Source organism: Nocardia cyriacigeorgica, from assembly GCF_010868145.1.
GTDB classification, from domain to species: Bacteria; Actinomycetota; Actinomycetes; order Mycobacteriales; family Mycobacteriaceae; genus Nocardia; species Nocardia cyriacigeorgica_D.
Window position 1 is genome coordinate 52,908 of sequence record NZ_JAAGUY010000029.1, and the last position, 23,944, is coordinate 76,851.

The 23,944-nt window shown below is 67.2% G+C and carries 19 protein-coding genes; 14 read left to right on the forward strand and 5 right to left on the reverse strand.

Annotated elements, in window-relative coordinates; all coding sequences use genetic code 11:
* The first annotated feature begins 26 nt into the window (after nucleotides 1-26).
* Nucleotides 27-815 carry an aquaporin gene (locus GV792_RS24885; RefSeq protein ID WP_163826975.1) on the forward strand — a complete coding sequence of 263 codons (789 nt, stop codon included), beginning with the start codon at nucleotides 27-29 and terminating at the stop codon, nucleotides 813-815.
* A 61-nt stretch (nucleotides 816-876) separates the two neighbouring features.
* Here the strand turns inward: GV792_RS24885 and GV792_RS24890 are convergent, their stop codons facing one another.
* Nucleotides 877-1,458 (reverse strand): type II toxin-antitoxin system PemK/MazF family toxin, encoded by a 582-nt coding sequence (locus tag GV792_RS24890; protein WP_163826977.1) that lies wholly within the window; start codon nucleotides 1,456-1,458, stop codon nucleotides 877-879.
* 176 nt (nucleotides 1,459-1,634) lie between these two features.
* On the opposite strand from GV792_RS24890, the gene lepA reads away from it, so the two are divergent.
* The 3 genes from lepA to GV792_RS24905 all read left to right on the forward strand — a co-directional run bounded on the left by lepA (nucleotide 1,635) and on the right by GV792_RS24905 (nucleotide 7,951).
* Complete coding sequence (gene lepA, locus GV792_RS24895) at nucleotides 1,635-3,512, forward strand: translation elongation factor 4 (RefSeq protein ID WP_163826979.1); 1,878 nt, start codon at nucleotides 1,635-1,637, stop codon at nucleotides 3,510-3,512.
* Between the two features lie 223 nt (nucleotides 3,513-3,735).
* The gene (locus tag GV792_RS24900) at nucleotides 3,736-6,033 is read left to right on the forward strand and encodes a hypothetical protein (RefSeq protein WP_163826981.1); all 2,298 of its coding nucleotides are present in this window, start codon (nucleotides 3,736-3,738) and stop codon (nucleotides 6,031-6,033) included.
* Between the two features lie 109 nt (nucleotides 6,034-6,142).
* Nucleotides 6,143-7,951 (forward strand): dynamin family protein, encoded by a 1,809-nt coding sequence (locus tag GV792_RS24905; RefSeq protein WP_163826983.1) that lies wholly within the window; start codon nucleotides 6,143-6,145, stop codon nucleotides 7,949-7,951.
* Nucleotides 7,952-7,970: 19 nt separating this feature from the next.
* On the opposite strand, the gene GV792_RS24910 is transcribed toward GV792_RS24905, so the two are convergent.
* On the reverse strand, nucleotides 7,971-9,944 hold the full coding sequence (locus GV792_RS24910; RefSeq protein WP_175584761.1) for a glycoside hydrolase family 15 protein: 1,974 nt from the start codon (nucleotides 9,942-9,944) through the stop codon (nucleotides 7,971-7,973).
* An 87-nt stretch (nucleotides 9,945-10,031) separates the two neighbouring features.
* On the reverse strand, nucleotides 10,032-10,688 hold the full coding sequence (locus GV792_RS24915; protein ID WP_163826985.1) for a class I SAM-dependent methyltransferase: 657 nt from the start codon (nucleotides 10,686-10,688) through the stop codon (nucleotides 10,032-10,034).
* A gap of 94 nt (nucleotides 10,689-10,782) precedes the next feature.
* Between GV792_RS24915 and GV792_RS24920 the strand changes: the two genes are divergently transcribed.
* A complete protein-coding gene (locus GV792_RS24920; protein WP_309139152.1) occupies nucleotides 10,783-11,061 on the forward strand; it encodes a hypothetical protein in 279 nt (92 codons plus the stop codon).
* A 66-nt stretch (nucleotides 11,062-11,127) separates the two neighbouring features.
* Here GV792_RS24920 and GV792_RS24925 read toward each other — a convergent pair whose 3' ends face one another.
* Entirely contained in the window at nucleotides 11,128-12,207 is a 1,080-nt protein-coding gene (locus GV792_RS24925) for a M48 family metallopeptidase (RefSeq protein WP_163826987.1), read from the reverse strand.
* A 71-nt stretch (nucleotides 12,208-12,278) separates the two neighbouring features.
* Here GV792_RS24925 and GV792_RS30425 point away from each other — a divergent pair, with 71 nt between their 5' ends.
* The 8 genes from GV792_RS30425 to GV792_RS24960 all read left to right on the forward strand — a co-directional run bounded on the left by GV792_RS30425 (nucleotide 12,279) and on the right by GV792_RS24960 (nucleotide 20,590).
* Nucleotides 12,279-12,368, forward strand: coding sequence for an Ms4533A family Cys-rich leader peptide (locus GV792_RS30425; RefSeq protein ID WP_324192512.1), 90 nt, complete (start codon nucleotides 12,279-12,281; stop codon nucleotides 12,366-12,368).
* A gap of 193 nt (nucleotides 12,369-12,561) precedes the next feature.
* A complete protein-coding gene (locus tag GV792_RS24930) occupies nucleotides 12,562-13,608 on the forward strand; it encodes a sulfate ABC transporter substrate-binding protein (protein WP_163826989.1) in 1,047 nt (348 codons plus the stop codon).
* A 143-nt stretch (nucleotides 13,609-13,751) separates the two neighbouring features.
* Nucleotides 13,752-14,552 (forward strand): sulfate ABC transporter permease subunit CysT, encoded by an 801-nt coding sequence (cysT, locus tag GV792_RS24935; RefSeq protein ID WP_256668586.1) that lies wholly within the window; start codon nucleotides 13,752-13,754, stop codon nucleotides 14,550-14,552.
* Nucleotides 14,549-15,355: a sulfate ABC transporter permease subunit CysW gene (cysW, locus tag GV792_RS24940; protein WP_163826992.1), complete on the forward strand. Its 807-nt coding sequence runs from the start codon at nucleotides 14,549-14,551 to the stop codon at nucleotides 15,353-15,355. The genes cysT and cysW overlap by 4 nt, the downstream gene beginning before the upstream one ends.
* 49 nt (nucleotides 15,356-15,404) lie before the next feature.
* On the forward strand, nucleotides 15,405-16,400 hold the full coding sequence (locus GV792_RS24945; protein ID WP_163826994.1) for a sulfate/molybdate ABC transporter ATP-binding protein: 996 nt from the start codon (nucleotides 15,405-15,407) through the stop codon (nucleotides 16,398-16,400).
* 296 nt (nucleotides 16,401-16,696) lie between these two features.
* The gene (locus GV792_RS24950; protein WP_175584762.1) at nucleotides 16,697-17,839 is read left to right on the forward strand and encodes an Hsp70 family protein; all 1,143 of its coding nucleotides are present in this window, start codon (nucleotides 16,697-16,699) and stop codon (nucleotides 17,837-17,839) included.
* A gap of 146 nt (nucleotides 17,840-17,985) precedes the next feature.
* Entirely contained in the window at nucleotides 17,986-18,996 is a 1,011-nt protein-coding gene (locus GV792_RS24955) for an AurF N-oxygenase family protein (protein ID WP_163826996.1), read from the forward strand.
* Nucleotides 18,997-19,003: 7 nt separating this feature from the next.
* The gene (locus GV792_RS24960) at nucleotides 19,004-20,590 is read left to right on the forward strand and encodes an FAD-dependent oxidoreductase (protein WP_175583213.1); all 1,587 of its coding nucleotides are present in this window, start codon (nucleotides 19,004-19,006) and stop codon (nucleotides 20,588-20,590) included.
* Nucleotides 20,591-20,718: 128 nt separating this feature from the next.
* On the opposite strand, the gene GV792_RS24965 is transcribed toward GV792_RS24960, so the two are convergent.
* Nucleotides 20,719-21,480 (reverse strand): SDR family NAD(P)-dependent oxidoreductase, encoded by a 762-nt coding sequence (locus tag GV792_RS24965; protein ID WP_163826998.1) that lies wholly within the window; start codon nucleotides 21,478-21,480, stop codon nucleotides 20,719-20,721.
* A gap of 497 nt (nucleotides 21,481-21,977) precedes the next feature.
* Here GV792_RS24965 and GV792_RS30155 point away from each other — a divergent pair.
* The coding region (locus tag GV792_RS30155; protein ID WP_163827000.1) for an Hsp70 family protein at nucleotides 21,978-23,944 on the forward strand (1,967 nt) is incomplete at its 3' end.

A 23,944-nucleotide genomic window follows, 5' to 3' on the forward strand; every position in this document is an offset into this window, starting at 1 on the left:
GACGATCCTCTCGGAAGGCGGACGTCATGTCACCTACTGCGCAGGAAGTTGTCGAGGAAGCCATCGAGCAGCAGCCGATACCCGAGGCCAAGAAATGGGCGGCGGAGACGCTCGGCACATTCATCCTGGTCATGGGTGGTGTCGGTACCGCGGTCCTGGCCGGGGACAAGGTCGGCGCGCTCGGGGTGGCGCTGGCCTTCGGTCTCACGCTGATGTTCCTGGTCTACGCCATAGGACCGATCTCGGGCTGCCATGTGAATCCGGCGGTGACGATCGGGCAGCTGTTGATGGGCCGGCTGTCCACGGTCAGCGCGGTGGGATACATCATCTCCCAACTGATCGGCGCGTTCCTGTCCGGTCTGGTGCTGTTCGCCATTGCGAAGAACCTGCCGGCCTACGACCGCGCGGTCGATGGGCTCGGCGCCAACGGCTGGGGTGAGCACAGCCCGTCGGCGGTGACGGGGCCGCTCGGGCAGGTCGTGGTGCAGGACGGCTACGGGATGGCGGCGATGATCATCGTCGAGGTGATGCTGACCGCGCTGCTGGTGTTCGTGGTGCTGGCCTCCACCGACCAGATCTCCGATGTCCCCCTGGCCGGCCTGTCCATCGGTGTCACCCTTGCGGCCATTCACCTGATTTCCATCCCGGTCGACAACACCTCGGTGAACCCGGCGCGCAGCCTCGGCGTCGCGCCCTACCAGGACGGCGCCATGGCTCAGTCCTGGGCATTCGTGGTGTTCCCGCTGATCGGCGGCTGCCTCGGGGCACTCATCTACGGCATGCTGTTCGGTCGCTCCCGCGACATGATCAGCTGATTCGCTTTGATCGACGGACCCCGTAACGACCGGATGTCGGCGCGGGGTCCGTTGCTGTTGGTCAGCTCCAGTTGTATTCGATGACAAGACGGTGGGCGACCAGATCGAAGGTCTTGCGTGGCACGATGGCGCCCTCGCGGCGGATACCCGCCTCGGGAACGTCGAGAACCCGGTCCAGCCGGACCCAGCTCGGGCGGCCCTCGTGATCCCAGCTGCCGCTGCCGATACCGACCCAGTCCCGATCGTGGGCGCGCATCGGGTTCGACGACAGCATCAAACCGAGCAATGTCCGGCGGTCGCGGCCGACGACGAGCACGGGGCGGTCCTTACCGTTGGTGGGGTCCTCCTCGAACGGCACCCAGGTCCACACGATCTCGCCCGGGTCGGCCCGGCCGTCCAGATGCGGGGAATAGACGATCTGGCGGGCGCGATGGGCGGTGGGCACCGGTGTGGAAGCGGTCGGACGGACGGGCACGCTCGCGGAGCGCCGCGGTGGCGCCAGCGATCCGACGGCACGTTCGAGCAGCGTGGAGCGCTGCAACTTGCCGACCAGCTTCGGCGCCTGAGACTTGACGATCTTGGGCCCCTGCTCCTTCGCGATGAGGCCGAGCTGCTTACCGAGAGAGTTCCAACTGCGGGCCATCACTGGAATATAACGGCGACCCGCCGTGATGACATCTGGTCCGATCCGGTGCCCGACCCCGCCCATAGCCGCCGTCGATCGCGCTGCGGCTGCCCGGAATTCCCGTTATGCACGGGCCAGCGGAGGGCACTCGGGCCTACTCATGGGACGATGGGTCGCAGTTCGCCGATACCCGAATGAGGAGTGGAGTGCCCGCCAGCTTCGCCGACACGACGTTCACCGATCCGTCCCGGATCCGGAACTTCTGCATCATCGCGCACATCGACCACGGCAAGTCGACGCTGGCCGACCGGATGCTGCAACTGACCGGAGTGGTCGAGGAGCGGCAGATGCGCGCTCAGTACCTGGACCGGATGGACATCGAGCGCGAACGCGGCATCACCATCAAGGCCCAGAACGTCCGGCTGCCGTGGACTCCGCGCACCGGTGAGCACGCGGGCACCGACTTCGTGCTGCACCTCATCGACACACCCGGCCACGTCGACTTCACCTATGAGGTCTCGCGGGCGCTGGAAGCCTGTGAGGGCGCGATCCTGCTGGTTGACGCCGCGCAGGGCATCGAGGCGCAGACCCTGGCCAATCTCTATCTGGCACTGGACAAGGATCTGACGATCATCCCGGTGCTGAACAAGATCGACCTGCCCGCCGCCGACCCGGACCGTTACGCGGCCGAGCTGGCCCACATCGTGGGCTGCGAACCGTCGGATGTGCTGCGGGTCTCCGGTAAGACCGGCGTCGGTGTGACCGAATTGCTCGACGAGGTGATCGCCCAGATCCCGGCGCCGCAGGGCGATGCCGACGCCCCGGCGCGCGCGATGATCTTCGATTCGGTCTACGACACCTACCGCGGTGTGGTGACCTATATCCGTGTGGTGGACGGCAAGCTCACCCCGCGCGAGAAGATCAAGATGATGTCCACCGGTGCGACCCATGAGCTGCTGGAGATCGGTATCGTCTCGCCCGAACCCAAACCGACGCAGGGCCTCGGTGTCGGTGAGGTGGGCTATCTGATCACCGGCGTGAAGGATGTGCGCCAGTCCAAGGTCGGCGATACCGTGACCGCGGCCCGCGGCGGCGCGTCCGAACCGCTCACCGGATACCGGGAACCGCGGCCGATGGTCTACTCGGGCCTGTACCCGGTGGACGGCTCCGATTACCCGGACCTGCGCGACGCCCTGGAGAAGCTCCAGCTCAACGACGCCGCCCTGACCTACACCCCGGAAACCTCGGTGGCGCTCGGCTTCGGTTTCCGCTGTGGCTTCCTCGGCTTGCTGCACATGGAGATCACCCGTGAGCGATTGCAGCGCGAGTTCGATCTGGACCTGATCTCGACCGCACCCAACGTGGTGTACCGGGTGGAGATGGAGGACGGCAGCGAGCAGGTCGTCACCAACCCGTCGTACTGGCCCGAGGGCAAGGTGCGCCGGGTGTTCGAACCGGTCGTCAAGTGCACCGTCATCTCGCCGAGCGAGTTCATCGGTTCGATCATGGAGCTGTGCCAGTCCCGTCGCGGTGAGCTAGGCGGCATGGACTATCTGTCGGAGACCCGTGTCGAGCTGCGCTACACGCTGCCGATGGCCGAGATCATCTTCGACTTCTTCGATTCGCTGAAGTCGCGTACCCGCGGCTATGCCAGCCTCGATTACGAGGAGGCGGGCGAGCAGGAGTCGAACTTGGTCAAGGTGGATATCTTGCTGCAGGGCGAGGCGGTCGACGCGTTCAGTGCGATCGTGCACCGTGACGCCGCGCAGGCCTACGGCAACAAGATGACCAACAAACTGCGCGAGTTGATTCCCCGCCAGCAGTTCGAGGTGCCGATCCAGGCCGCCATCGGTTCGAAAATCATTGCCCGCGAAAATATCCGCGCCATCCGCAAGGACGTGCTCGCCAAGTGCTACGGCGGTGACATCAGCCGTAAGCGCAAGCTGCTGGAGAAGCAGAAGGAAGGCAAGAAGCGGATGAAGACCATCGGCCGGGTGGATGTTCCGCAGGAGGCCTTCGTCGCGGCGCTGTCCTCCGATGCGCAGTCGGATAAGCCGAAAGACAAGAAATAGCGCGCGATCTCGGGCCTGATCAGGGATAATGGCGCGCCGGCTCGTGTCGGCGTCGCCACCCGATAACTGGGGGCTGTGGCAATTTGCGTGGCGTTGTTAACTTTTTCAGCGTCCCGGAGGATGTGACAGCTGGGTTCCGCACAAATATGGTGGTACCTGATCTTCACTCTCGGTCGGTCCGGCGTGGTGAGGATGCTGGATAGACCCGAGAGTGGAGTTTCGTATGACGCGTGACCTGCCCTTCGACGGCGACTTCGATGCCGACGAGCGTGGCGGCGACACTGCCTACCGTGTAGCGAGCGGGGTCGCGCGAGTAGCCAGAGGTGGTGCGTACGTCACCGGCGGCGCACTGGTGGCCGCCAACGGCGGTGGAGTTCCTGCGCGGCCAGGCAACGAACACCACCTCGACAGCTGGAATGCCGGCTGGGCGCGCAACACCGATCCCGATCCGGATGTGCCGAGCCCGGTGCTCACCTTCCCGGATCCGAATCCCGAAGATTTCGCGCCGACCCCGGTCGCCGACCAGACGCCCGAGCCCGGCGCCCCCGGTGCCGATCCGTGGGTCACCATGCCGCTGCCGCGACTGGATGGTGGCATGGGCAGTGGTGGTGGCGGTACCGACGCAGGCTTCCAGCTGCCGTCGCTGCCCGACAACGGGCCCGACGGCATGCGGCTGCCCGGTTCGAACGGTGAGGGCGTGCCAGGTATCGGTGGCATCCCCGGCGCGGACACCGGTGCCGGTGTGCCCGGGATCGGCGGCATCCCCGGCGCGACCGGCGAGGGTGTTCCCGGCCTCGGTGGCATTCCCGGCGCATCGGCGGAGGGTGTTCCCGGTATCGGTGGAATCCCCGGTGCCGGTGGACCTTCGAACGGGTTCGGGCTTCCTGGCACCGGCGGGGGTGGTTTCGAGGAGCCAGGCGGCCAAGGATTCGGTCTGCCCGGCCATGGGCTGGGGCAGGCCGGGCACGGGTTCGGGCTTCCTGGCACCAATGGTTTCGTCGCCCCCGGCTCGGGGACGTTCGGGCTGCCGGGCACGTCACCGGTTGCTCAGGCCGAGACCACGGCACCGGGCGCGGGTGATCCGTTCGACGGTGTCGGCGACGGTGACAGCCTCGGTGTGTTTCTCGGCACTTCGCTCAGCGTCGATTTCGGCATCGGGCCGGACGGGATCTACCTGACCACCGCGATGGAGGTCGACTTCGGCGTCGGCAATGTCGGCGATCAGCTCGACGAATACACCGACTGGCTCTCCGACGGCATGCGGGTGCCGGACGGTACCCAGCCCGGTGTAGAGGCCGGCGAATCCGGTGGCGCTCATCAGGGTCTGGTCGGTGGCGTCACCATGCCGCATGCCGGCGGTGCGAGCTCGGCCGCCGCTACCGGTGCCTCGGCAGGCCATTCAACACCCCAGACCGTGACGCACTCGGCTCCCGCAGCCCCCGCGGCTCCGGCTCCGATCGCCCCAGCCGCGCCTGCCCCGGCTCCCGCCCCGGTCGCACCTGCCGCTTCGGTCGCGCCCGCCGCGATCGCGCCCGTTCCCGCGGCCGTCGCGCCTGCGGCGGCGGCCCCGGTCGCGGTCGCTCAGCCGGTGGCGGCAACGCCACTGCAGACCACGATCCAGCCCGACGCCGCGACATCGCCGATCGCGAACGTGATCGCGCCGCCACCGGGTCCGTCGCCGCTCACCGCGCCTGCCGCGGCGGTCCCCGCGATCTTCGAGCGTTCTGTTCCTGCCGAACGTCCGGGCTCGATCGGTACCGGTGTCGAGGATCCGGCGCAGACAACGGGCACCACCACACCCGGCGCGCCGACCACGGTCACCTCGACGGTGCCGACGCCGAGCACGCCGGGCGGGACCACCTCGCCGGGCTCGAGTACCTCCACGCCCGACGTCAGTGTCACCACACTGCCGGGTGTGTCGGGCACAACCCGGCCGGGTAGCTCGACCACCGACGATCCGATCACCAAGACGCCGGGTGGGAGCGCCACCGCTCCGAGCACCCGCCCAACCACTTCGGATCCGGACGACGACGTCACCACACCGGGAACCACCGGCGGTGCTACCACCCGTCCGCAGACGACCGACGCGCCGGAGCCGACCACCCGGCCGCAGCCGACCGTCGATACTCCGACCACGGCGGACCTGCCCTCGACGGTGACTCGTCCGACGGCGGACATCCCCACCGCCGATGTTCCGACCGCGGACGTTCCCACCGCTGATGTTCCGACGGTCAGCGCCCCGCGGCCAACGGCGCCGACCTACGATCCGCCGACCCAAGCGCCGACGGTCGACATCCAGCCGAACACCCAGGCACCGACGATCAAACCGCAGGTCGGGGTCAAGCCGATCGCCGACTATGACACCGGACATCACGATCCGGCGCTGCTCGCGGCGGCTTCCCTCGCCGATCACGGCCCGCTCGGCCTGGCCGGTGGCGAGCTCAGCGGTGCGTTGATGCCGGAGACGACCATGGCGCAAACACATCATGTGGTGGCGCACGTGGACGCCGTCATCATGTGACCGGCGCGAAGCGGGACGGGTTGACGGCGCAATCGGGCGCCATGATCGAATGGGAGCCGACAGCGTGCGAGAGATTCTTCGACGCCAGCGACGATAGTGAGGAGCAGGGTTGTCTGCCGCAGCCGGACTGGAGGCCGCGACGGTGAAACATCCGGACGCCATGGCCCCGCTCATCCGGATCACCGACGACCTGCGGGAGCTGACCCGGTCCGCCGGTCGCGACGACCTCGGCGGCCGGCTGAGCATGGTCCGGTCAAGGGTGAATGATCCGCGGGTGCGGCTCGTGGTGGTCGGTGACGCCAAGAACGGTATGAGCAGCCTGGTCAACGCCCTGGTCGGGGCGAAGGTCAGCGCGACCGACGTCCCGATCGGCGTTCCTGTCATCATCGAACACGGTCCGGAGCCGACCGCCACCCTGGTGCGTTCGGTGGGTGGCGGACGGATCGAACGTCAGCCCGTCGACCCGCTCGACCCGGCGCCCGCACTCAATGCGAAGGGCGTCATCCGGGCCGAATTCACCCAGCCGAGCCCGCTGCTGGCCGAGGGTGTGGTGCTGATGGACGCGCCCGGCGCGACCCGCGAGGACAACACCACCTGGTCGATGATCGCCGCCGCCGACGCCGTGCTCTATGTCGGTGACGCCGCTACCGAGCTGACCTCCGAGCAGATCGGTCATCTACAGCGCATCCAGCAGATCTGCCCGACGGTGGTCTGCGTGCTGAACAAGATCGACATGCATCCGCACTGGGCGCACACCCAGCAGCGCAACCGCGAGCTGCTCGACGCCGCCGGTCTCGGTTTCGCGGTCGCGCCGGTGTCGGCGGAGATGCATCGACAGGCCGGTCTGGTGGGCAACTATCAGCGCGATATCGAATCCGGGTTGCCGCAGCTGGTCGATCATCTGCGCGATTTCATCGTCAACCGAGCCGATGAGGTGGCAATCGAAGCCGCGGCGGGTGATATCCGCCTGGTCTGCGATCACCTGGCGGCGTCGCTGCGTACCGAGGCGGAGACGCTGCGCGATCCGCGCCGTCGTTCGGAGATCACCGCGCAGCTGGCCGCGGCCCGCGACGAGGCCGATCAGCTGCGTCAGCGTACGGCGAACTGGCAGGTGACCCTCGCCGACGGCAGCACCGAGCTGATGGCCGATATCGAGCACGATCTGCGGCACCGGCTGCGCAGCCTGGTCCGCGACGCCGAAGCCGAGATCGCCCAGACCGATCCGGCACGGCGCTGGAACGAATTCGGTACCGACCTGGACGCGCGCATCTGCGAGGCCGTCGAGGAGAACTTCGCGACGGCCCACTACCGCTCGGTGGAGCTCTCGGAGCAGGTGGCGGCGAAATTCCCGGCCGATCACCGCGCCCCACCGTTGCCGGACGTGCGGCTGGAGCAGCCGGGTGACGTCCTCGAACAGGTGGCACCGCTGGAGCCGCTGGAAAGTGCGAAGACGAGCGTGACCCAGCAGTTCCTCTCGGCGCTGCGCGGCTCCTACGGCGGCATCCTGATGGTCGGTCTGGCCACCAGCCTGCTCGGCATGTCGCTGGTGAACTGGTATTCCGCCGGTGCGGGTGTGCTGCTGGGTATCAACGCGCTGTGGGACGACCGCCGGGCACGCAAACAGCGACGTCAGGCCGAGGCCAAGGTTGCGGTGGCCCGGTTGATGGACGATGTCGTTTTCCAGGTTGGCAAGGAGTCGAGGAACCGCTTGCGCGCCACCCAGCGGTCACTGCGCGACCATTTCACCGAGATCGCCACAGACGTCCTGCGCAATGCCGACGAAGCACTGCGGGTCGCCGAGGAGGCGGGGGAGAAGTACGGCGATCGCGGCCGTGATCGACTCGATCGCATCGATGCCGATATGGCGACGCTGCGTGGGGTCCGTGAACGCGCCGACGCGCTGATTCCCGCCGCCTGATTCGGGCGCTTCAGTGTGCTCACCCGTGTTGGGTGGCGGGTGTGTGCGCGGGCACGAAGCGGCCTGCGTCGCTTGCCTCCTCGGCCCGGATCACGTGGGTGACCGCGTTGATCAGGGCCAGGTGGGTGAATGCCTGCGGGAAGTTGCCCAGATGGCGGCCGCTGTGCGGTTCGATCTCCTCGGCGTAGAGCCGCAGCGGGCTGGCGTAGCCGAGCAGCCGTTCGCACATCTGGCGGGCGCGGTGGAGCTCACCGATCTCCACCAGCGCCGACACCAGCCAGAACGAGCAGATGGTAAAGGTGCCTTCTGCCCCGGACAGTCCGTCGTCGGTGGTCTCGGTGCGGTAGCGCAGCACCAGACCGTTCTCGGTGAGGCGGTCGGCGATGGCGAGCACGGTTGCGCGGACGCGGTGATCGTCGGGCGGCAGGAAGCGGGTCAGCACCGCGAGCAGCAGTGACGCGTCGAGGCTGTCGCCGCCGTAGGTCTGAGTGAGCACGCCGTCGGCATCCACGCCGTGGGTGAGCACGTCGTCCTTGATCTCCTCGGCGATGCTGTACCAGCGGTCCGCGATCTCCATCTCGCCGTGCAGTTCGGCCAGTTTCGCCCCGCGGTCGAGCGCCACCCAGCACATGATTTTCGACGAGGTGAAATGCTGCGGCTCGCCGCGCACCTCCCAGATGCCGCGGTCGGGTTCGCGCCAGTGCCGGATCGCCGCGCCCACCTGACGTTCCAGCAGTGGCCACAAGGTCTCCGGCACATGCTGGCGTGACTTGACGTGCAAGTACACCGAGTCGAGCATCGTGCCCCAGATATCGTGCTGATCCTGGTCGTAGGCACCGTTGCCGATGCGCACCGGCCGGGCGGAGTCGTATCCGGACAGATGATCGAGCGTGGTTTCGGTGAGCTTGCGTTCGCCACCGATCCCGTAGAGCACCTGTAGCGGAACGGGTTCACCGTCGGCGCCGGTGGTCGCGTCGTTGAGGAAGGCGAAGAAATCGTCGGCCTCGCGGTCGAGCCCGAGGGTGTACAAACCCCACAGGGCGAAGGTGGAATCACGGACCCAGCTGTAGCGGTAGTCCCAATTGCGTTCGCCGCCCGGCGTTTCCGGCAGGGACGTGGTCGCGGCGGCCATCAGGGCGCCGGTCGGTGCGTAGGTCAGGCCCTTGAGCGTCAGTGCGCTGCGCTGCAGATAGCTGCGCCATGGGTGATCGGGGAACTTGCCAAGGGTGATCCATTGACGCCAGCATTCGGCCGTCGTCCACATCTTCTGCGCCGCCTCGGCGAAGGTCTGTGGTGCGGGCAGCTCCGACCAGGTCAGGGCAACATACACCTCATCGCCCTCCTGCATCCGGGTGCGGGCGCGCGCTTCCCGCCCCTCCAAGCCGATCCGCAGATCGGTGGTCAGCACCAGGGTCGGGCCCGAACTCGGGTCGGCGGCGCATTGGGCGGTGGCCTCCTCGTACACCTTGCCGGTGTACTCCCACAGCGCGGTCTCCCGGTGGTAGTCGAAGGAGGGTTCGCAGCTCATCTCCAGTTCGACCGTGCCGCTGACGCATTTCACCGTGCGCAGCAACATGTGCTCGGCATCCCAGTCCATCGGTGTGCGCCGATGGGTCTTGCTGCGCTGAAAGTTGTTGTGCCACGGCCCCAGAACCAGTGCGTCGCGCACGATCAGCCAGCCGGTGGCGGTCTGCCAGGTGGTTTCCAGGATCATTCCGCCCGGCAGGTAGCGGCGCGCCGCGGGCACATTGCGTCCGTAGGGCCCGATGCGGAAATGTCCGGCATTGCGGTCGAGCATGGCGCCGAACACGCTCGCCGAGTCCGGTCGCGGCACACACATCCACTCGACGGAGCCGTTGCTGGCGATCAGGCAATTGGTCTCGCAGTCGGACAGGAAAGCGTAGTCGTCGATCGGCGGAAAATTCGACCGGCGCCGGGATTCGATGAGCGAATGCGCCGTCTGCTTGACGTCGTGATCCTCGGAGATCGCCATAACTTCATGATCACCCCGCGCCCCCGGCGCGTCCACCGCACCGCGCCGGTGGAGGTGGCATCGACCGCTCCACCGGCGCGAAGATGCTCAGATCCGACGGATGCGGGCCAGCCAGGCGGCGGTATCGATGGGGCCTTCCTGCGGCAGCCCGAGACGCGCGACCTCCTCGGCGACCACTTCGGTATTGCGGCCGCGATAGGTGGCCGGGCGCAGATCCTCGATCTCCCAGCCGTCGGTGAACGAATCCCGGATGATCGCGTCGCTGATCCGCGGTCCGAATCCGGGCTCGACATCCGACAGCGCCAGGATGTGCACCAGCCCGCCGGGTGCGCAGATCGCGCGCAATCCGCGCACGTAGGCGGCCCTCGCCGCCGGATCGGTACCGAAGACGTGGAAAAGCGCACTGTCGACGATCGTGTCGAAGGGGCCGAAATCGCCTGCCGGACGATCGGCGATGGCCAGCACGTCGACCACCTCGAACCGTGCGTTCGACGCGTCCTTGGCGGCCGCGTTGCGGCGGGCGTACTCGACCGCGCTCGGGGACAGATCCACGCCGAGGACGTCGTAGCCGAGTTTGGTCAGCAGAATGGTGTGTTCACCGGCACCGCTGCCCGGATCGAGCACCCGCCCCCTGATGCCGCCGGTCCGCTCCAGCTCGACGATCGCGGGCTGCGGTTCGCCGATCACCCAGGGAGCGGTGTCGTTGTCGTAGACGGTATTCCAGAATTCCGCGGCTTGTGTCATACGACCAGCGTGCACTCTCAACCACGGTTCAGGTCAACGATGCGCGCGGGCCGACCGCGGAGGCCGTTATCCGGTGTCGATTACGCTGGTGATCGTGGATCGCATAGCGGGTTGGTGGGACGGCTTCGAACTGTGGGTGGCGGGTCTTCCGTTCATCCCGCAGTTCCTGGTGGTACTGGTGGGCATGGTGCCGATCAGCTTCGCCATCGCCTACCTGCTCGACCGCGCGCTCAAGGTTGTCCAGCACCGGGTGGCGCTGGCCCAGCACCGGGTCCGGGCGGGCCGTTACCGCTCTGCGCGGCTGGCGCAGGCCGCCGCGCCCGTGGAACCACTGGTCGAGACCCGCGAGCACGCGCAGAGCGGAGCCCGCTGATGCCACGTTCCCGTGTTCAGCTGGCCCTGGTCGCTCTGCTCGTGCTGGTGGTCATCGCCTGGTTCTTCACTCGCTGAACGAGGCCGACCGCTCGTCGCTGCCGCGGCGCCAGTCGTTGAATCGCTTGCCGACCTTGGCGACGGTATCGCCGACCTCCTGACCGACGGTGTTCACCGCCGCGCCCATATCGCGGCCCATGGTGCGCACCGTGCGGATCAGTGGATCCTCGGACTGGTCGAAAGAATCGCGGTAGCTGCGCGCCGCCTGTTTGATCTCCTCGCTGATCTTGGCGTTCTTGTCGTGCGCGCGTCGCGGATAGTCTCCGCCGAGGATGCGTTCGTAGTCGCCGCTCTGGATCCAGCGTCGCAGTTCGGCGGCCCGCAGCACCGAGAACGGGTGGCTCTGCAATTCCAGATTCAGCAGCTTGAGCACCCCGTCACGCAGGTCTCCGGACCGGTCGTAATCATCGGCCTGCGCCAGGAACGCACCCAGATTCATCTCCCCGACGCGGGCACCGCCGGCCAGCTTCATATGTACCCGGACCGAGGCATCCACATCCTGCCCACACAGCAGACCGGCCCGGTCGCCGGAGAGTTCGGATTTGCGGCTCCATTCCATCAGCGCCGCGACGATGGCCCGCAGCGCCCAGCCGCCGATCGGCATCCACCCGATCCCGTCGGCCATCCGCAGCAGATGCATCAGCATCGTGCGGTAGACCGCATGCCCGGACAACGCGTGGCCGAGCTCGTGACCGATGGTGAAGCGCATCTCCTCCTGGTCGAGCAGATCGACCAGGCCGGTGGTCAGCACGATGAACGGCTTGTCCATGCCGATCGTGAACGCGTTCACCTCCGGGCTCTGCACCACGAACATCTCCGGCGTGGTGGCCGCGTCCAAGATCTCGACGCAGTCCTGGCGCAGCTGGTGCAGGGACCGGAACTGTCGGTCATCGACCCGGACGGCGGTCGCCAGATACATCAGCCGATACTGACGTTCGCGCAGCAGCCCGGACAGGGTGCGCAGGACCAGGTCGAACCCGCTCAGTGAGCGCAGCGCGACCAACGCGGTGCGGTCGGCCGGGTGTTCCCAGGCGCGCGTGCTGATTTCGGGCAGCCGCGCGCGCAAGCGGTCAGGGCTGGTCGTCATGGTGTGTTACCCCCGTCGATCTGGGATTCGTCGATTCGAATCGCCTCGAGTGCTCTGCTACAGTCTGCCGGGTGTCGTCGAGTGTTGTGCCGCAGGTCCGCCATGAATTGGCGTTGATCGCGGTCGGCTGCCTCGTCGTCGCGGATATTCACTGTCGGTGATCGGAATCCGGGCAGTTCTGCGCGTTCCCTCCTAGACTGGTGCGCACCTTTTTCGCAGCGTTGCCCGAACCCAGCGGCCGTTCCGGCCAAGTCGCGCCACTGCCACTCCCTCGGCAGGTCTTTCGTTCGATCCCGAAGTGTCACCGCCATTCAGGCCAGAGAGCTCATGGCGGCCCCGAGAAAGGTCCACCCCATGTCACGCAGCAGCCGGCTCACTACGCGTCGACGACGCGCCGCCATCGCCTTCACCGCGATCGCCGCGTTCGCGCTCAGCGCGTGCAGCGGTGGATCGAGCGATTCGGTCGACGGTGAGGTCGCCGACGGTAGCGGCGGCACCATCAACATGTTCGCCTACGCCGTGCCCAAGCCCGGTTTCGACAAGGTGATCCCCGCGTTCAACAAGACCGAAGCGGGCGATGGGGTGCGGGTCCGGGAGTCCTACGGAGCCTCCGGTGACCAGTCCCGCAAGGTCAAGGATGGCGCCGAGGCCGATATTGTGAACTTCTCCGTCGAACCGGACGTCACCCGGCTGGTGGATGCGGGTCTGGTCGACCAGAACTGGAATGCCGACGCCAACAAGGGAATTCCGTTCGGTTCGGTCGTCGCGATCGTGGTCCGTGAGGGCAACCCGAAGGGCATCAAGACCTGGGACGACCTGCTGAAGCCCGGCATCGAGGTGGTGACCCCGAACCCGTTCAGCTCCGGTTCGGCCAAATGGAATCTGCTGGCGCCCTACGCGGCCAAGAGCGAGGGCGGCAAGAACCCGCAGGCGGGTCTGGACTACCTGTCCCAACTGATTTCCCCCGAGCACATGCGAGTGCAACCCAAGTCCGGTCGCGACGCCACCGAGACGTTCCTGCAGGGCACCGGTGACGTGCTGCTGAGCTACGAGAACGAGGCGATATTTGTCGAACGCAATGGTGATCCGGTCGAGCACATCGTCCCGGCCGACACTTTCAGGATCGAGAACCCGGTCGCGGTGCTGAAGAGCAGCCAGAACCAGGAGAAGGCCATCGCCTTCCGTGACTTCCTGTACACCCCCGAGGGGCAGCGCGCCTGGGCCGAGGCCGGCTTCCGCCCGGTCGATCCCGGCGTCGCGGCCGAGTTCGCTTCGGACTTCCCGCAACCGGAGAAGCTGTACACGATCGCCGACCTCGGCGGGTGGAAGACGGTCGACGCCGAGCTGTTCGCGCAGGGCACCGGCAAGATCGCCGTCATCTACGACAACGCCACCAAGTAGTCGGGTGATCCGGCACACACGCGATACTCGACACCGTGACAGACAGTAGTAACAGCGTCGGAACCGAAGCCGCCGGTTCCGGCGTCGCCACAGACCTGAGCAAACCCGCGGCCGCGGGATCGCGGGGACCGAACTGGTCGTGGCTGCGGGTAACGGGCTCGGTCGGCCCGCTCGGCATCGCCACCGCGGTGCTGTGGCTCAGCATCATCGTGCTGCTGCCACTGGCCGCACTGACCGTCAGCGCCTTCGACGAGGGCTGGGCAGGCTTCTGGGACGCGGTCACCTCGCCGGTCGCGCTGGCCTCGCTGAAGGTCACCGTGTTCGTCTCGGTGATCGTCGCGCTGATCAACGTGGTGATGGGCACCCTCATCGCCTGGGTACTGGTGCGGGACGACTTCCCGGGTAAGGGCGTCGTCAACGCGCTGATCGACCTGCCGTTCGCGCTGCCGACCATCGTGGCCAGCATCGTGCTGCTGTCGCTGTACGGCCCGCAGAGCCCGATCGATATCCATCTCAATGCCACCCAGCCCGGTCTGGTGGTGGCATTGGCATTCGTCACACTGCCGTTCGTGGTGCGGTCGGTGCAGCCGGTGCTGATCGAGGTGGACAAGGAAGTGGAGCAGGCCGCGCTGTCGCTGGGCGCGGACAACTGGACCACGTTCCGGCGCATCGTGCTGCCCACGCTGACCCCCGCGATCATCAGCGGCGGTGGGCTCGCCTTCGCCCGCGCCATCGGCGAGTACGGCTCGGTGGTGCTGATCGGCGGCAATATCCCGCGCGAAACCCAGATGGCCTCGCAATACATTCAGCAGCAGATCGAGGTCGACCGTCCGGTGGCTGCCGCGGCGGTGTCGGTGGCACTGCTGGCCATCGCGTTCGTCTCGCTGCTCGTGCTGCGGTTGTTCGCCGAGCGGTCGGCCAGGAAAGAGCAGGAGGCGCGATGAAGCTCTCGACTCCGGTCCGGCTCTCGCTGCGCGTAGTCGCGCTCGGGTATCTGTTCGTGCTCCTCGTGCTGCCGCTCGGGGTGATCTTGTTCCGGACGTTCGGCGATGGAATCGGTGCCTTCCTCGATTCCATCAGCACGCCAGCCGCGATCTCGGCGTTCAACCTGTCGATGATCATCGTGGCGATCGTGGTCCCGGTGAACGTCGTCTTCGGTATCGTCACCGCGCTCGCGCTGGTCCGCGGCAGATTCCCCGGCCGCAGCCTGGTCCAGGGCATCGTCGATCTGCCGTTCGCGGTCTCGCCGGTGGTGGTCGGTGTTGCCCTGATCATGCTGTGGGGCGCGGGCGGCTGGTTCGGTGGACTCGATTCGGCCGGGTTCACGGTGATCTTCGGGCTGCCGGGCATGGTGATCGCGACGATCTTCGTCACGCTGCCGTTCGTGGTGCGCGAGGTCGAGCCGGTGCTGCACGAGATCGGTGACGATCAAGAACAGGCAGCGGCGACACTGGGCGCCTCGCGCTGGCAGACCTTCTGGCAGATCACCCTGCCCGCGATCCGCTGGGGCCTGACCTACGGCATCGTGCTCACTGTTGCCCGCTCGCTCGGCGAGTTCGGTGCGGTGATCATGGTGTCCTCCGGTTTCGCCGGCGTCTCGCAAACCCTGACGCTGCTGGTGCACGCCAGGTATGTGGACGACCACAACAGCTTCGGTGCCTATAGCGCCGCCACCCTGCTGATGGGTATCGCCCTGGTCACACTCCTGTTGATGACCCTCCTCGAACGCAAGCGGGGCAACAAATGATCGGCACTGCCGCGCGCAGGGCACCCATGTCGACTGCCGGAGGCAACCAATGATTACCGTGACCAACGCGCGCAAGAATTACGGTTCGTTCGCCGCGCTGGACGACGTCAGCATCGATATTCCCTCCGGTGAGTTGACCGCGCTGCTCGGTCCGTCCGGATCGGGCAAGTCGACGCTGCTGCGGTCGATCGCCGGGCTTGAGACGCTGGACTCCGGGGTGGTGGTGATCTCCGATCGCGACGTCACCCGGGTACCGCCGCAGAAGCGCGATATCGGCTTCGTTTTCCAGCACTACGCCGCGTTCAAGCACATGACCGTGCGCGACAACGTGGCGTTCGGGCTCAAGATCCGCAAGCGGCCGAAGGCCGAGATTGCCAAGCGGGTGGACGAGCTGCTCGGCATCGTGGGCCTTGACGGTTTCCAGCATCGTTATCCGGCGCAGTTGTCGGGTGGTCAGCGTCAGCGCATGGCGCTGGCACGTGCGTTGGCCGTCGACCCACAGGTGCTGCTGCTGGACGAGCCTTTCGGCGCTCTCGATGCCAAGGTGCGCGCTGATCTGCGGACCTGGCTGCGCCGGCTGCACGACGAGGTCCATGTGACCACGGTGCTGGTGACCCACGACCAGGAAGAGGCCCTCGATGTGGCCGACCGGATCGCGGTGATGAACGCGGGCCGGATCGAACAGGTCGGCTCGCCCGAGGACGTCTACGACCGGCCCGCCAACGAGTTCGTCATGTCCTTCCTCGGCGCGGTGGCCCGGCTCAATGGTCACCTGGTGCGCCCGCACGATATCCGCGTTGGCCGCGATCCGAGCATGGCGATGGCCGAGCACGAGGGCACCGCGGAATCGGCGGGCGTCACCCGTGCCACGGTGGAGCGGGTGGTGCATCTCGGTTTCGAGGTGCGTGTGGAAATGCGCAATGCCGCCACAGGCGATCTGTTCGCGGCGCAGGTGACCCGAGGTGATGCCGAAGCGCTTCGCCTGTCCGACGGTGAGACCGTCTACGCCAGGGCCACCCGTATTCCGGAATTGCCCACCGGCTGATCGCATCTCGGCGATCGGTGGTGTCTGTGCACCGCTGATCGCCGAGCCACGGCAGTGTCCGGCCGGCAAATCGGATCAGGTCACCGGGCGTGTCCGCTGAAAGCGTGGACGGACGTCGTCGCTGGTTCCCGAACAGGTCAGCGGGGCTGGTGAGGGCGTTACCGGCAGTCTCGTTCCCCGCGGCGGGGGAGAGGCGATGGCGGACAACCTGATGTCCGGTGGTTGGCACACCGATCGCGGAATGATTGCCTGATGGGCGTTCGAAGCATGTCCGCTCGGCGATCAGGTGGAGTTCGATGGCGTTTGGTCTCGGATTGAGCATCGGCACGGTGAACACGGTTTCGGCAGTCGCGGAGGAGGATTCGGTGAAGGCGCCGCCGGGGCGACGCCGCCGGGCCACCCGGCCACCCGCCGTCACCCACCGCACCACCCTTACCTTCGACAGCACGGGCATGGCCCGGCTCGGCACTATTCCCCGGCACGGCCGGGTCGTCACCGAATTCGCGGATCTGACCGAGCGCGGCGCGTCTGCTGCTCGCGTCGGCAATCGCGCCCTCGCACCCGCAGATCTGGTGGCGGTCGTCGCTGACTGCCTGATTGCGGAGGCCCGCGACGAGCTGCGCTCCACCGGCGACGACACCGGTATCACCCTCACCCACCCGGTCGGCTACAGCGACGACCAGGTGGGTGCGCTCCGTACGGCACTCGATGCGGCCGGACTGGAACGGGTGGTGTTGGTGGCCGAACCGGTGGCGGCGGCCGCGTGGCTCGAGGCCGAGCACGGGCCACTCATGCCAGGTCTTGCCCTGGTCTACGACCTCGGCGGTGCGAGCCTGGATGTGACGTTGGTGCGGGTAGGTGCCGGGTGCCCGGACAACCCGGTGATGGGCACCCTTCGGTCCCGTGACTTCGGTGGCCGGGCGTTCGGCGCGTTGGTGACCACGCAGGCGGTGCACGGACAATCCTCAGAGGTCGATCCCGACGTCCCGGCAGGCGCGCCGGCGCGGGATCGCGCGGGTGAATTGCGTAGCGAGCACGTGCGCGGCTCGCTGGAGCTGGTCTATCGGTGCCTGCGGCAGGCCGATGTGACCATGGCCGATGTCGACCGGGTGCTGGTCGTGGGCGGGGCAGCGCGACCGGCCGAGGTGGTGCGGGTGCTCGGTGCGGAATTGGCGCGCCCGGTGGTCACGGCGCCCGATCCCGAGCGCACCATCGCCGCAGGGGCCGCGATCATGGCCCGTCGCATGGTGGCGGCCTCGGTGGATCCGGGACGGAAGCGCGGGTCGGGCCCGCGCGCGTGGGAATTCTCCCGCCGCAAGTTGCGCAGGAATGCGCGGGCCGCGGTGGCGGCGGGGGTGTCGGCAGTGGCCGTCGCGTTGACACTCACCGTCCCGAGCGACGCGGTGCTGACGGCGTTGTCGCAGCTCGGGGCGGGTTAGGAGTACACAGGGCAGGTCCGGGTCCGGCGGGTGCGCAGCGACGCCGACCCGCCGTCCGGACCTCACCCGTGTTGACGTGGCTCACGGTTGGTGTAACTATTGGGAACAGTTAAACAGGAGTTCCCGACCGAGAGGCAGTGACGACGATGTCCGCAGCCACCACGACACCTGATATCGACCCGGTAGTCGCGCAGGCCCAGGAGTACGCGCAGAAGTTGCTGCTGCTGTCGGAGGGCTCGGTGAACCGGCACTTCGACCCTTTCGAGGACATCGACTGGGAAAACCCGGACTTCGACGCCGAGACCAAGCCCGAGCGCTGGATCCTGCCGCAGTCGGCCGATCCGCTGGGCCGCCACCCCTGGTACCTCGCGCTGTCGGACGAGCAGAAGATCGCGGTCGGTAAGTACCGCCAGGCCAACGTGGCCAAGGTCGGTCTGCAGTTCGAGGCCATCCTCATCAGCGGCATGATGCAGCATGTCTTCGGCCTGCCCAACGGCTCGCCGGAATTCCGCTACTGCTCCCACGAGATGATCGAGGAGCACAACCACACCCTGATGTTCCAAGAGATGGTCAACCGCATCGGCATCGACGTGCCGGGGATGGGTCCGCTGGTCCGCCAGTTCCGGCAGCTTGTCGTCCCCGTCGCGGTGCTGTTCCCGAACCTGTTCTTCATGGCCGTGCTCGCCGGCGAGGAGCCGATCGACCACATCCAGAAGGACATCCTGCGCTCCGGTGAAGAAGTGCATCCGATCATGCGCGGTGTCATGGCCATCCATGTCGCCGAGGAGGCCCGCCACATCTCCTTCGCGCACGAGTTCCTCAAGCAGCACGTGCCCGAGGGCAACGCGGCCAACCGCTTCATCCTCTCGATCGCGATGCCGATCGTCATGTGGATTCTCGGCCGCTCCATCGCGACCCCGCCGCGCGCCTTCTTCGACGAGTTCGACATCCCGGATTCGGTCCGCAAGGAACTGTTCTACGGGTCAAAGGAAGCCAAGCAGGTCTTCAGCGACTACTTCGCCGATGTCCGTTCGCTGGCCAAGGAAATCGGCTTGATGAACCCGATTTCCAAGCGCGTGTGGAAGCTGCTCGGTATCGACGGTCATTCGACCCGCTACCGTTCCGAGCCGCTGCGCGTGGTCGGCAAGGCGGCCTGAGGTACCCATGCCCTACGTTGTCACGCAGTCCTGCTGTAGCGACGCGTCCTGCGTCTACGCCTGCCCGGTCAACTGCATCCACCCCACGCCCGACGAGCCCGACTTCCGCACTGCCGAGATGCTCTACGTCGACCCGCAGGCGTGTGTGGACTGCGGTGCCTGCGCCTCGGCTTGCCCGGTGGACGCGATCACCTCGTCGAAGAAGCTGACCGACGAGCAGAAGCCCTTCATCGAGATCAACGCCGACTTCTACCGGCAGTCCCGGCCGCGCCCGATTCTGGCGCAGCCGGTGCCCGCACCGGAGATCCGGACCGAGCGCGAGCCCCTGCGGGTGGCGGTCGTCGGCTCGGGCCCCTCGGCCATGTACGCCGCCGATGAGCTGCTCACCCAGCCCGACGTCTCGGTGACCATGTTCGACCGGCTGCCGGTGCCCTACGGCTTGGCGCGCCACGGCGTGGCGCCCGACCATGCCAAGACCCGTCAGGTCAGTCAGCTCTTCGATGTGATGTCGGCGCAGCCCGGCTTCGGTTCGTACTTGAATGTCGAGGTGGGTAAGCACATCTCGCATGAGGAGCTGCTGGCCTACCACCACGCGGTGATCTACGCCGTCGGCGCGTCCTCCGATCGCAAGCTCGGTATCGCGGGCGAGGGGTTGGCGGGCAATGTGTCGGCCACCGATTTCGTCGCCTGGTACAACGGCCATCCCGATCACGTCGGCCGGACCTTCGACCTCTCGAGCAAGCGCGCGGTGATCGTCGGTAACGGCAATGTGGCGCTGGATGTGGCGCGCATCCTGACCATCGACCCCGAGTCGCTCGTCGGCACCGACATCTCGCAGACCGCGCTGGATGCCCTGCGCGACAGCAAGATCGAAGAGGTCGTCATCCTCGGCAGGCGCGGTCCGGCGGAGTCGGCGTTCACGGTGCCGGAGTTCGTCGGCCTGCTCGGGGCCGATATCGACATCGTCATCGAGGGCGAGCTGCCCGAGATCACCGACGATCTGCCCTATCAGGTGGAGCAGAAGCTGCGTCTGCTGCACAGTGTGCGCACCCGCCCGTTCGGGCAGCGGCGCCGGATCGTGTTCCGCTACTTGTCCTCGCCGACCGAGATTCTCGGCCCGGACCAAGTGACCGGTATCGAGGTGGTTCGCAACGAGCTGGTCGCCGACGGTGACGGCGCCATGCGCGCGGTGCCGACCGAGCAGACCGAACGGCTGGACGCCGGCCTTGTGCTCACCTCGGTGGGTTACCGCGGTGTGCCGCTGCCGGGTCTGCCGTTCGACGAGCGTGCGGGTGTGATCCCGAACCTGGACGGTCGTGTCCTGGAACAGCCCGGTGGTTCGGTGCTGTCTGGCACCTATGTCACCGGCTGGATCAAGCGCGGTCCCACCGGCTTCATCGGCACCAATAAGTCCTGCGCCCAGCAGACGGTGCAGCAGTTGGCCGACGATTTCAACGCGGGCAGGCTGCGCGCGCCGTCGGGCGGTGCGGCCGGTTTCGACCGGTTGGTGCGCAGCAGGCAGCCCGAATTGCGGCCCGGTGGCGCGGTATTGCGTCCGACCGGAGCGGTTCGACGCCTGCTCAACCGGATCTGAATCTGTTCTGACAATCGCGCCGGAGTCGTCGACTCCGGCGCGATTGTCGTGTGTGCGGCGGGGATCCACCGGATCTCGGCGCAGCACCGCGCATCGGCCGATGAGGGGCCGGTGCGCGGTGCTGGTGGTCAACGTGCCGTGAAACCACCGTCGATCGCGAGCGCCGCGCCGGTCACGAAGCTCGACTCCGGGCTGAGCAGATACGCGCACAGCGACGCGATCTCCTCCGGCTTGCTGATCCGGCCCAGCGGGTGCAGCGCCGCGATCGCGGCCTCGCCTTCCGGAGTCGCGCCCATCGAGTTGCGGAACGCCGGCGTATCGACCGCGCCGGAGACCAGCGCGTTCACCCGGATGCCCTGTTCGGCCGCTTCCAGCGCGACCGCGCGGGACAACCCGACCACACCGTGCTTGGCCGCGACGTATGGTGCGACCGAGGCCATTCCGACCACACCCAGGTTGGAGGCATTGTTCAAGATCGCCCCGCCCCCGGAGGCGGCCAGTGCCGGAACCTGGTGGCGCATACCGTAGAAGACGCTGGTCAGGTTGAGTTCGAGTTCACCGCGCCAGGCCGCATCGTCGATCTCGGTGACCGGCCCATAGGCGGTGACCGCGCCGACATTGTTGAACGCGGCATCGAGGCGGCCGAACTCCTCGAGGGCGACCCGGGTCAGGGCGGCCACCTCTTCCTCGTTGCGTACATCGGTGGGCACGAATACCGCGCGCCCGCCGTCGGCACGGATCTCCTCGGCCACCCGCACGCCCGCTTCTTTGCCGCGCGCACCGAGGACGACCGCAGCGCCCTCGGCGGACACCCGCCGGGCCACGGCCTCGCCCACACCTGAGGTGGCACCGGTGATCAAGACGACCTGCTCGGCGAATCGTTGTGCCATGGAATCGGTTTCCCTTCTGGTACTTGCATTTTGGTCAGCGCTACGACGTCGTGATCTCCAGTCAACTCGGCGGACGGCAGGTGTGCTGGCGGAAATCCGCCGTTGCGTTGACCTGTCATCCATCTGATCGGAAGCGACCGCTCGGTTGATTTTCCGCGCGGTAGCAACGGTTTGGTTACCGACTGGTAGGTGTGTACTGCACGAATGCCGAGGAGTCTTCATTGATCCGCGGCGAGTGTGTGGGAGTTGATCGCCGAATGATTGCGGGTTGCGACGCGACGTCTCCGAAACGTATCGATCCAGGGGTCTGGATCATCCAATCGAAAAGCTGTGACCAGCACATTCGACGAATAGTCGCAATTGGTTGAACCTTTCATATCAAATCGGCATCCGGACGGAGTCGAAACAGCTAACCTGTGGGGGCTGTTTGGAAGACGACCGCGGCCCATGGTTCTTCACATGAGGGACGTGGTCTCGGTGCGTTGACGGGATAGCGAATGACTACAGGGCTGGGCTTCAGCATCGGCACAGTGAACTCCGTATCGGCGGTGGCGACCGCCGAGCAATCGCGGCCATCGGTGCGAACCAGGCGCACGACTGCCGTCTTCGACGGCACGAACTGCCTCCGGGTCGGAGGCATTCCCGAATTCGCTGTCGCGGCCACCGATTTCGCGGACCTCGCCCGTGACCCCGACTCGGTGACCATCGGTGGACGGATCTGGTCGCCCGCGAACATGATCGCCGCGGTCGTGCACAGCCTGCTGGCCTCGGCCGAACCCTGCGCGGGCGTGGCCACCACCTATCCCGCGGCCTACTCCAACAAGCAGGTCTCCCTGCTGCGTCAAGCATTGGACCTGTCCGGGATCGGGCATGTGGAGCTCGTCCCCGAACCCGTGGCCGCTGCCGAATGGCTCGAGCGCGAACAGGGCCCGCTGCCTTCGGAATTCGTTCTCGTCTACGACCTCGGTGGCAACAGCCTCGACATCACGGTGGTCCGGGTCGGCCCCGATTGGCGCGATCACCCCATGGTCGGGAAACCGGTGCGCTGCTACGACTTCGGCGGCCGCCCGCTCGGCGCGATGATCGCCCGCTACGCGGGTGGCAAGATGTCCGCCTCGGCGGCGCCCGGCACCGTCGCGATGACGTCGTTTGTCGATACCGACAGTCTGCGGGTGGAGCAGATCCGTGATTCGCTCGAGGTGGTGCGGGCTGCGGTGCGTTCGGCAGGGATCGCCATGTCCGATATAGGGCGAATCCTCGTCATCGGTGGCGCGGCTCGGCCGCCCGAAGTCGCGCGGACCCTCGCCGAGCTCGGCAGGCCCATCGTCATGTCGGCCGATCCGGGCCAGACCGTCGCGGCCGGAGCCGCCTACCTCGCGGCGCGCACCGCAATGCCCGCCGCCCCCGGCGCGAGCTTCCACCCGCCGGTGTTCTCCGGTGCGGCAATCTTTTCCGCGATCGCGATGTCGGCCGCCACCATGTTCGGCGGTGGCGCGGTCGACACCCAGCTCTCGCCGGTACTCGACCGGTTCCCCCGCTTGGACCTCCCGAACGACGCACTGCTCGTCGAACTCGACGTGGACGGAGCCCTCATCGGCAATGTCGGCGCCGTCGGCCATGCCGCGGCGGGAATGGCCCGCGCCGTGGCCGGTGTCCCGACGCGCCTGACCGGGTATGCCGCGATGGTCTCGCCCTCGGCGTACGGACAACCGCAGGGGCCGCGACCGCAGGGGCCGACCATGGCCGAAAGCCGTGGCGATACCCATTCCGACACCCGCGAATGGCGGCACCGGTCCGACGAGTTGTCGGGCACGTACGCCGACCCCGCGCGGTTCCGCAATCCGATGCCGTTCTCGCAGCCGAACACCTCGGTGCGCCCGCCCAGCAGTCCGGTCGAAGGCGCGCCATCGATTCCCGGTGGTGCGCCCGGCGCCGACGATGGGACGAATCCTGTTCCTGGGGTGCCAGGTTCGATCCCCGATGATGTGACGCCAGGGCAGAACGAACCAGGAACTCCTGTCGGCTCGACACCGGATGTTCGCTCCGTGCCCGGCGGTTCGGTGCCGGGTGGCACGGCCCCCGGCTCGTCCACCGGCGCACTTCCCGCGGGCGATACCTCACCGGGCGGTGTGGGGATTCCCGGCGGACCGATCGGGACCGGGGACGATGAGGCCTCGGGCGGCGTGCCGAACGGCGGAACGTCCTCGGGAGATGGTTCGGGGATGTCCGGCGGTGGGGCCTCCGGGGGCAATTCGACGGGTGGTGCGGTCGGAGGCGGCGCATCGGGCGGATCGTCGGGCGGTTCGACAGGTGCGGGTTCCGGTGGCGCTTCGGGTGGGTCTGCGTCGGGTGGCTTCGGTTCGGATGGATCGGGTTCCGGTGGTTCCGGTTCGGGCGGTTCGGCCTCGGGCGGTTCGGCTTCCGGGGGGTCCAAGCGGGGGAACCGGTCGAGTACCGGCGAGAG

Coding starts and splice junctions, on each gene's coding strand:
- GV792_RS24885 (WP_163826975.1), top strand. CDS start 27: ATGTCACCTACTGCGCAGGAAGTTGTCGAGGAAGCCATCGAGCAGCAG.
- GV792_RS24890 (WP_163826977.1), bottom strand. CDS start 1,458: ATGGCCCGCAGTTGGAACTCTCTCGGTAAGCAGCTCGGCCTCATCGCG.
- lepA (WP_163826979.1), top strand. CDS start 1,635: ATGAGGAGTGGAGTGCCCGCCAGCTTCGCCGACACGACGTTCACCGAT.
- GV792_RS24900 (WP_163826981.1), top strand. CDS start 3,736: ATGACGCGTGACCTGCCCTTCGACGGCGACTTCGATGCCGACGAGCGT.
- GV792_RS24910 (WP_175584761.1), bottom strand. CDS start 9,944: ATGGCGATCTCCGAGGATCACGACGTCAAGCAGACGGCGCATTCGCTC.
- GV792_RS24915 (WP_163826985.1), bottom strand. CDS start 10,688: ATGACACAAGCCGCGGAATTCTGGAATACCGTCTACGACAACGACACC.
- GV792_RS24925 (WP_163826987.1), bottom strand. CDS start 12,207: ATGACGACCAGCCCTGACCGCTTGCGCGCGCGGCTGCCCGAAATCAGC.
- GV792_RS24930 (WP_163826989.1), top strand. CDS start 12,562: ATGTCACGCAGCAGCCGGCTCACTACGCGTCGACGACGCGCCGCCATC.
- cysW (WP_163826992.1), top strand. CDS start 14,549: ATGAAGCTCTCGACTCCGGTCCGGCTCTCGCTGCGCGTAGTCGCGCTC.
- GV792_RS24945 (WP_163826994.1), top strand. CDS start 15,405: ATGATTACCGTGACCAACGCGCGCAAGAATTACGGTTCGTTCGCCGCG.
- GV792_RS24950 (WP_175584762.1), top strand. CDS start 16,697: ATGGCGTTTGGTCTCGGATTGAGCATCGGCACGGTGAACACGGTTTCG.
- GV792_RS24955 (WP_163826996.1), top strand. CDS start 17,986: ATGTCCGCAGCCACCACGACACCTGATATCGACCCGGTAGTCGCGCAG.
- GV792_RS24960 (WP_175583213.1), top strand. CDS start 19,004: ATGCCCTACGTTGTCACGCAGTCCTGCTGTAGCGACGCGTCCTGCGTC.
- GV792_RS24965 (WP_163826998.1), bottom strand. CDS start 21,480: ATGGCACAACGATTCGCCGAGCAGGTCGTCTTGATCACCGGTGCCACC.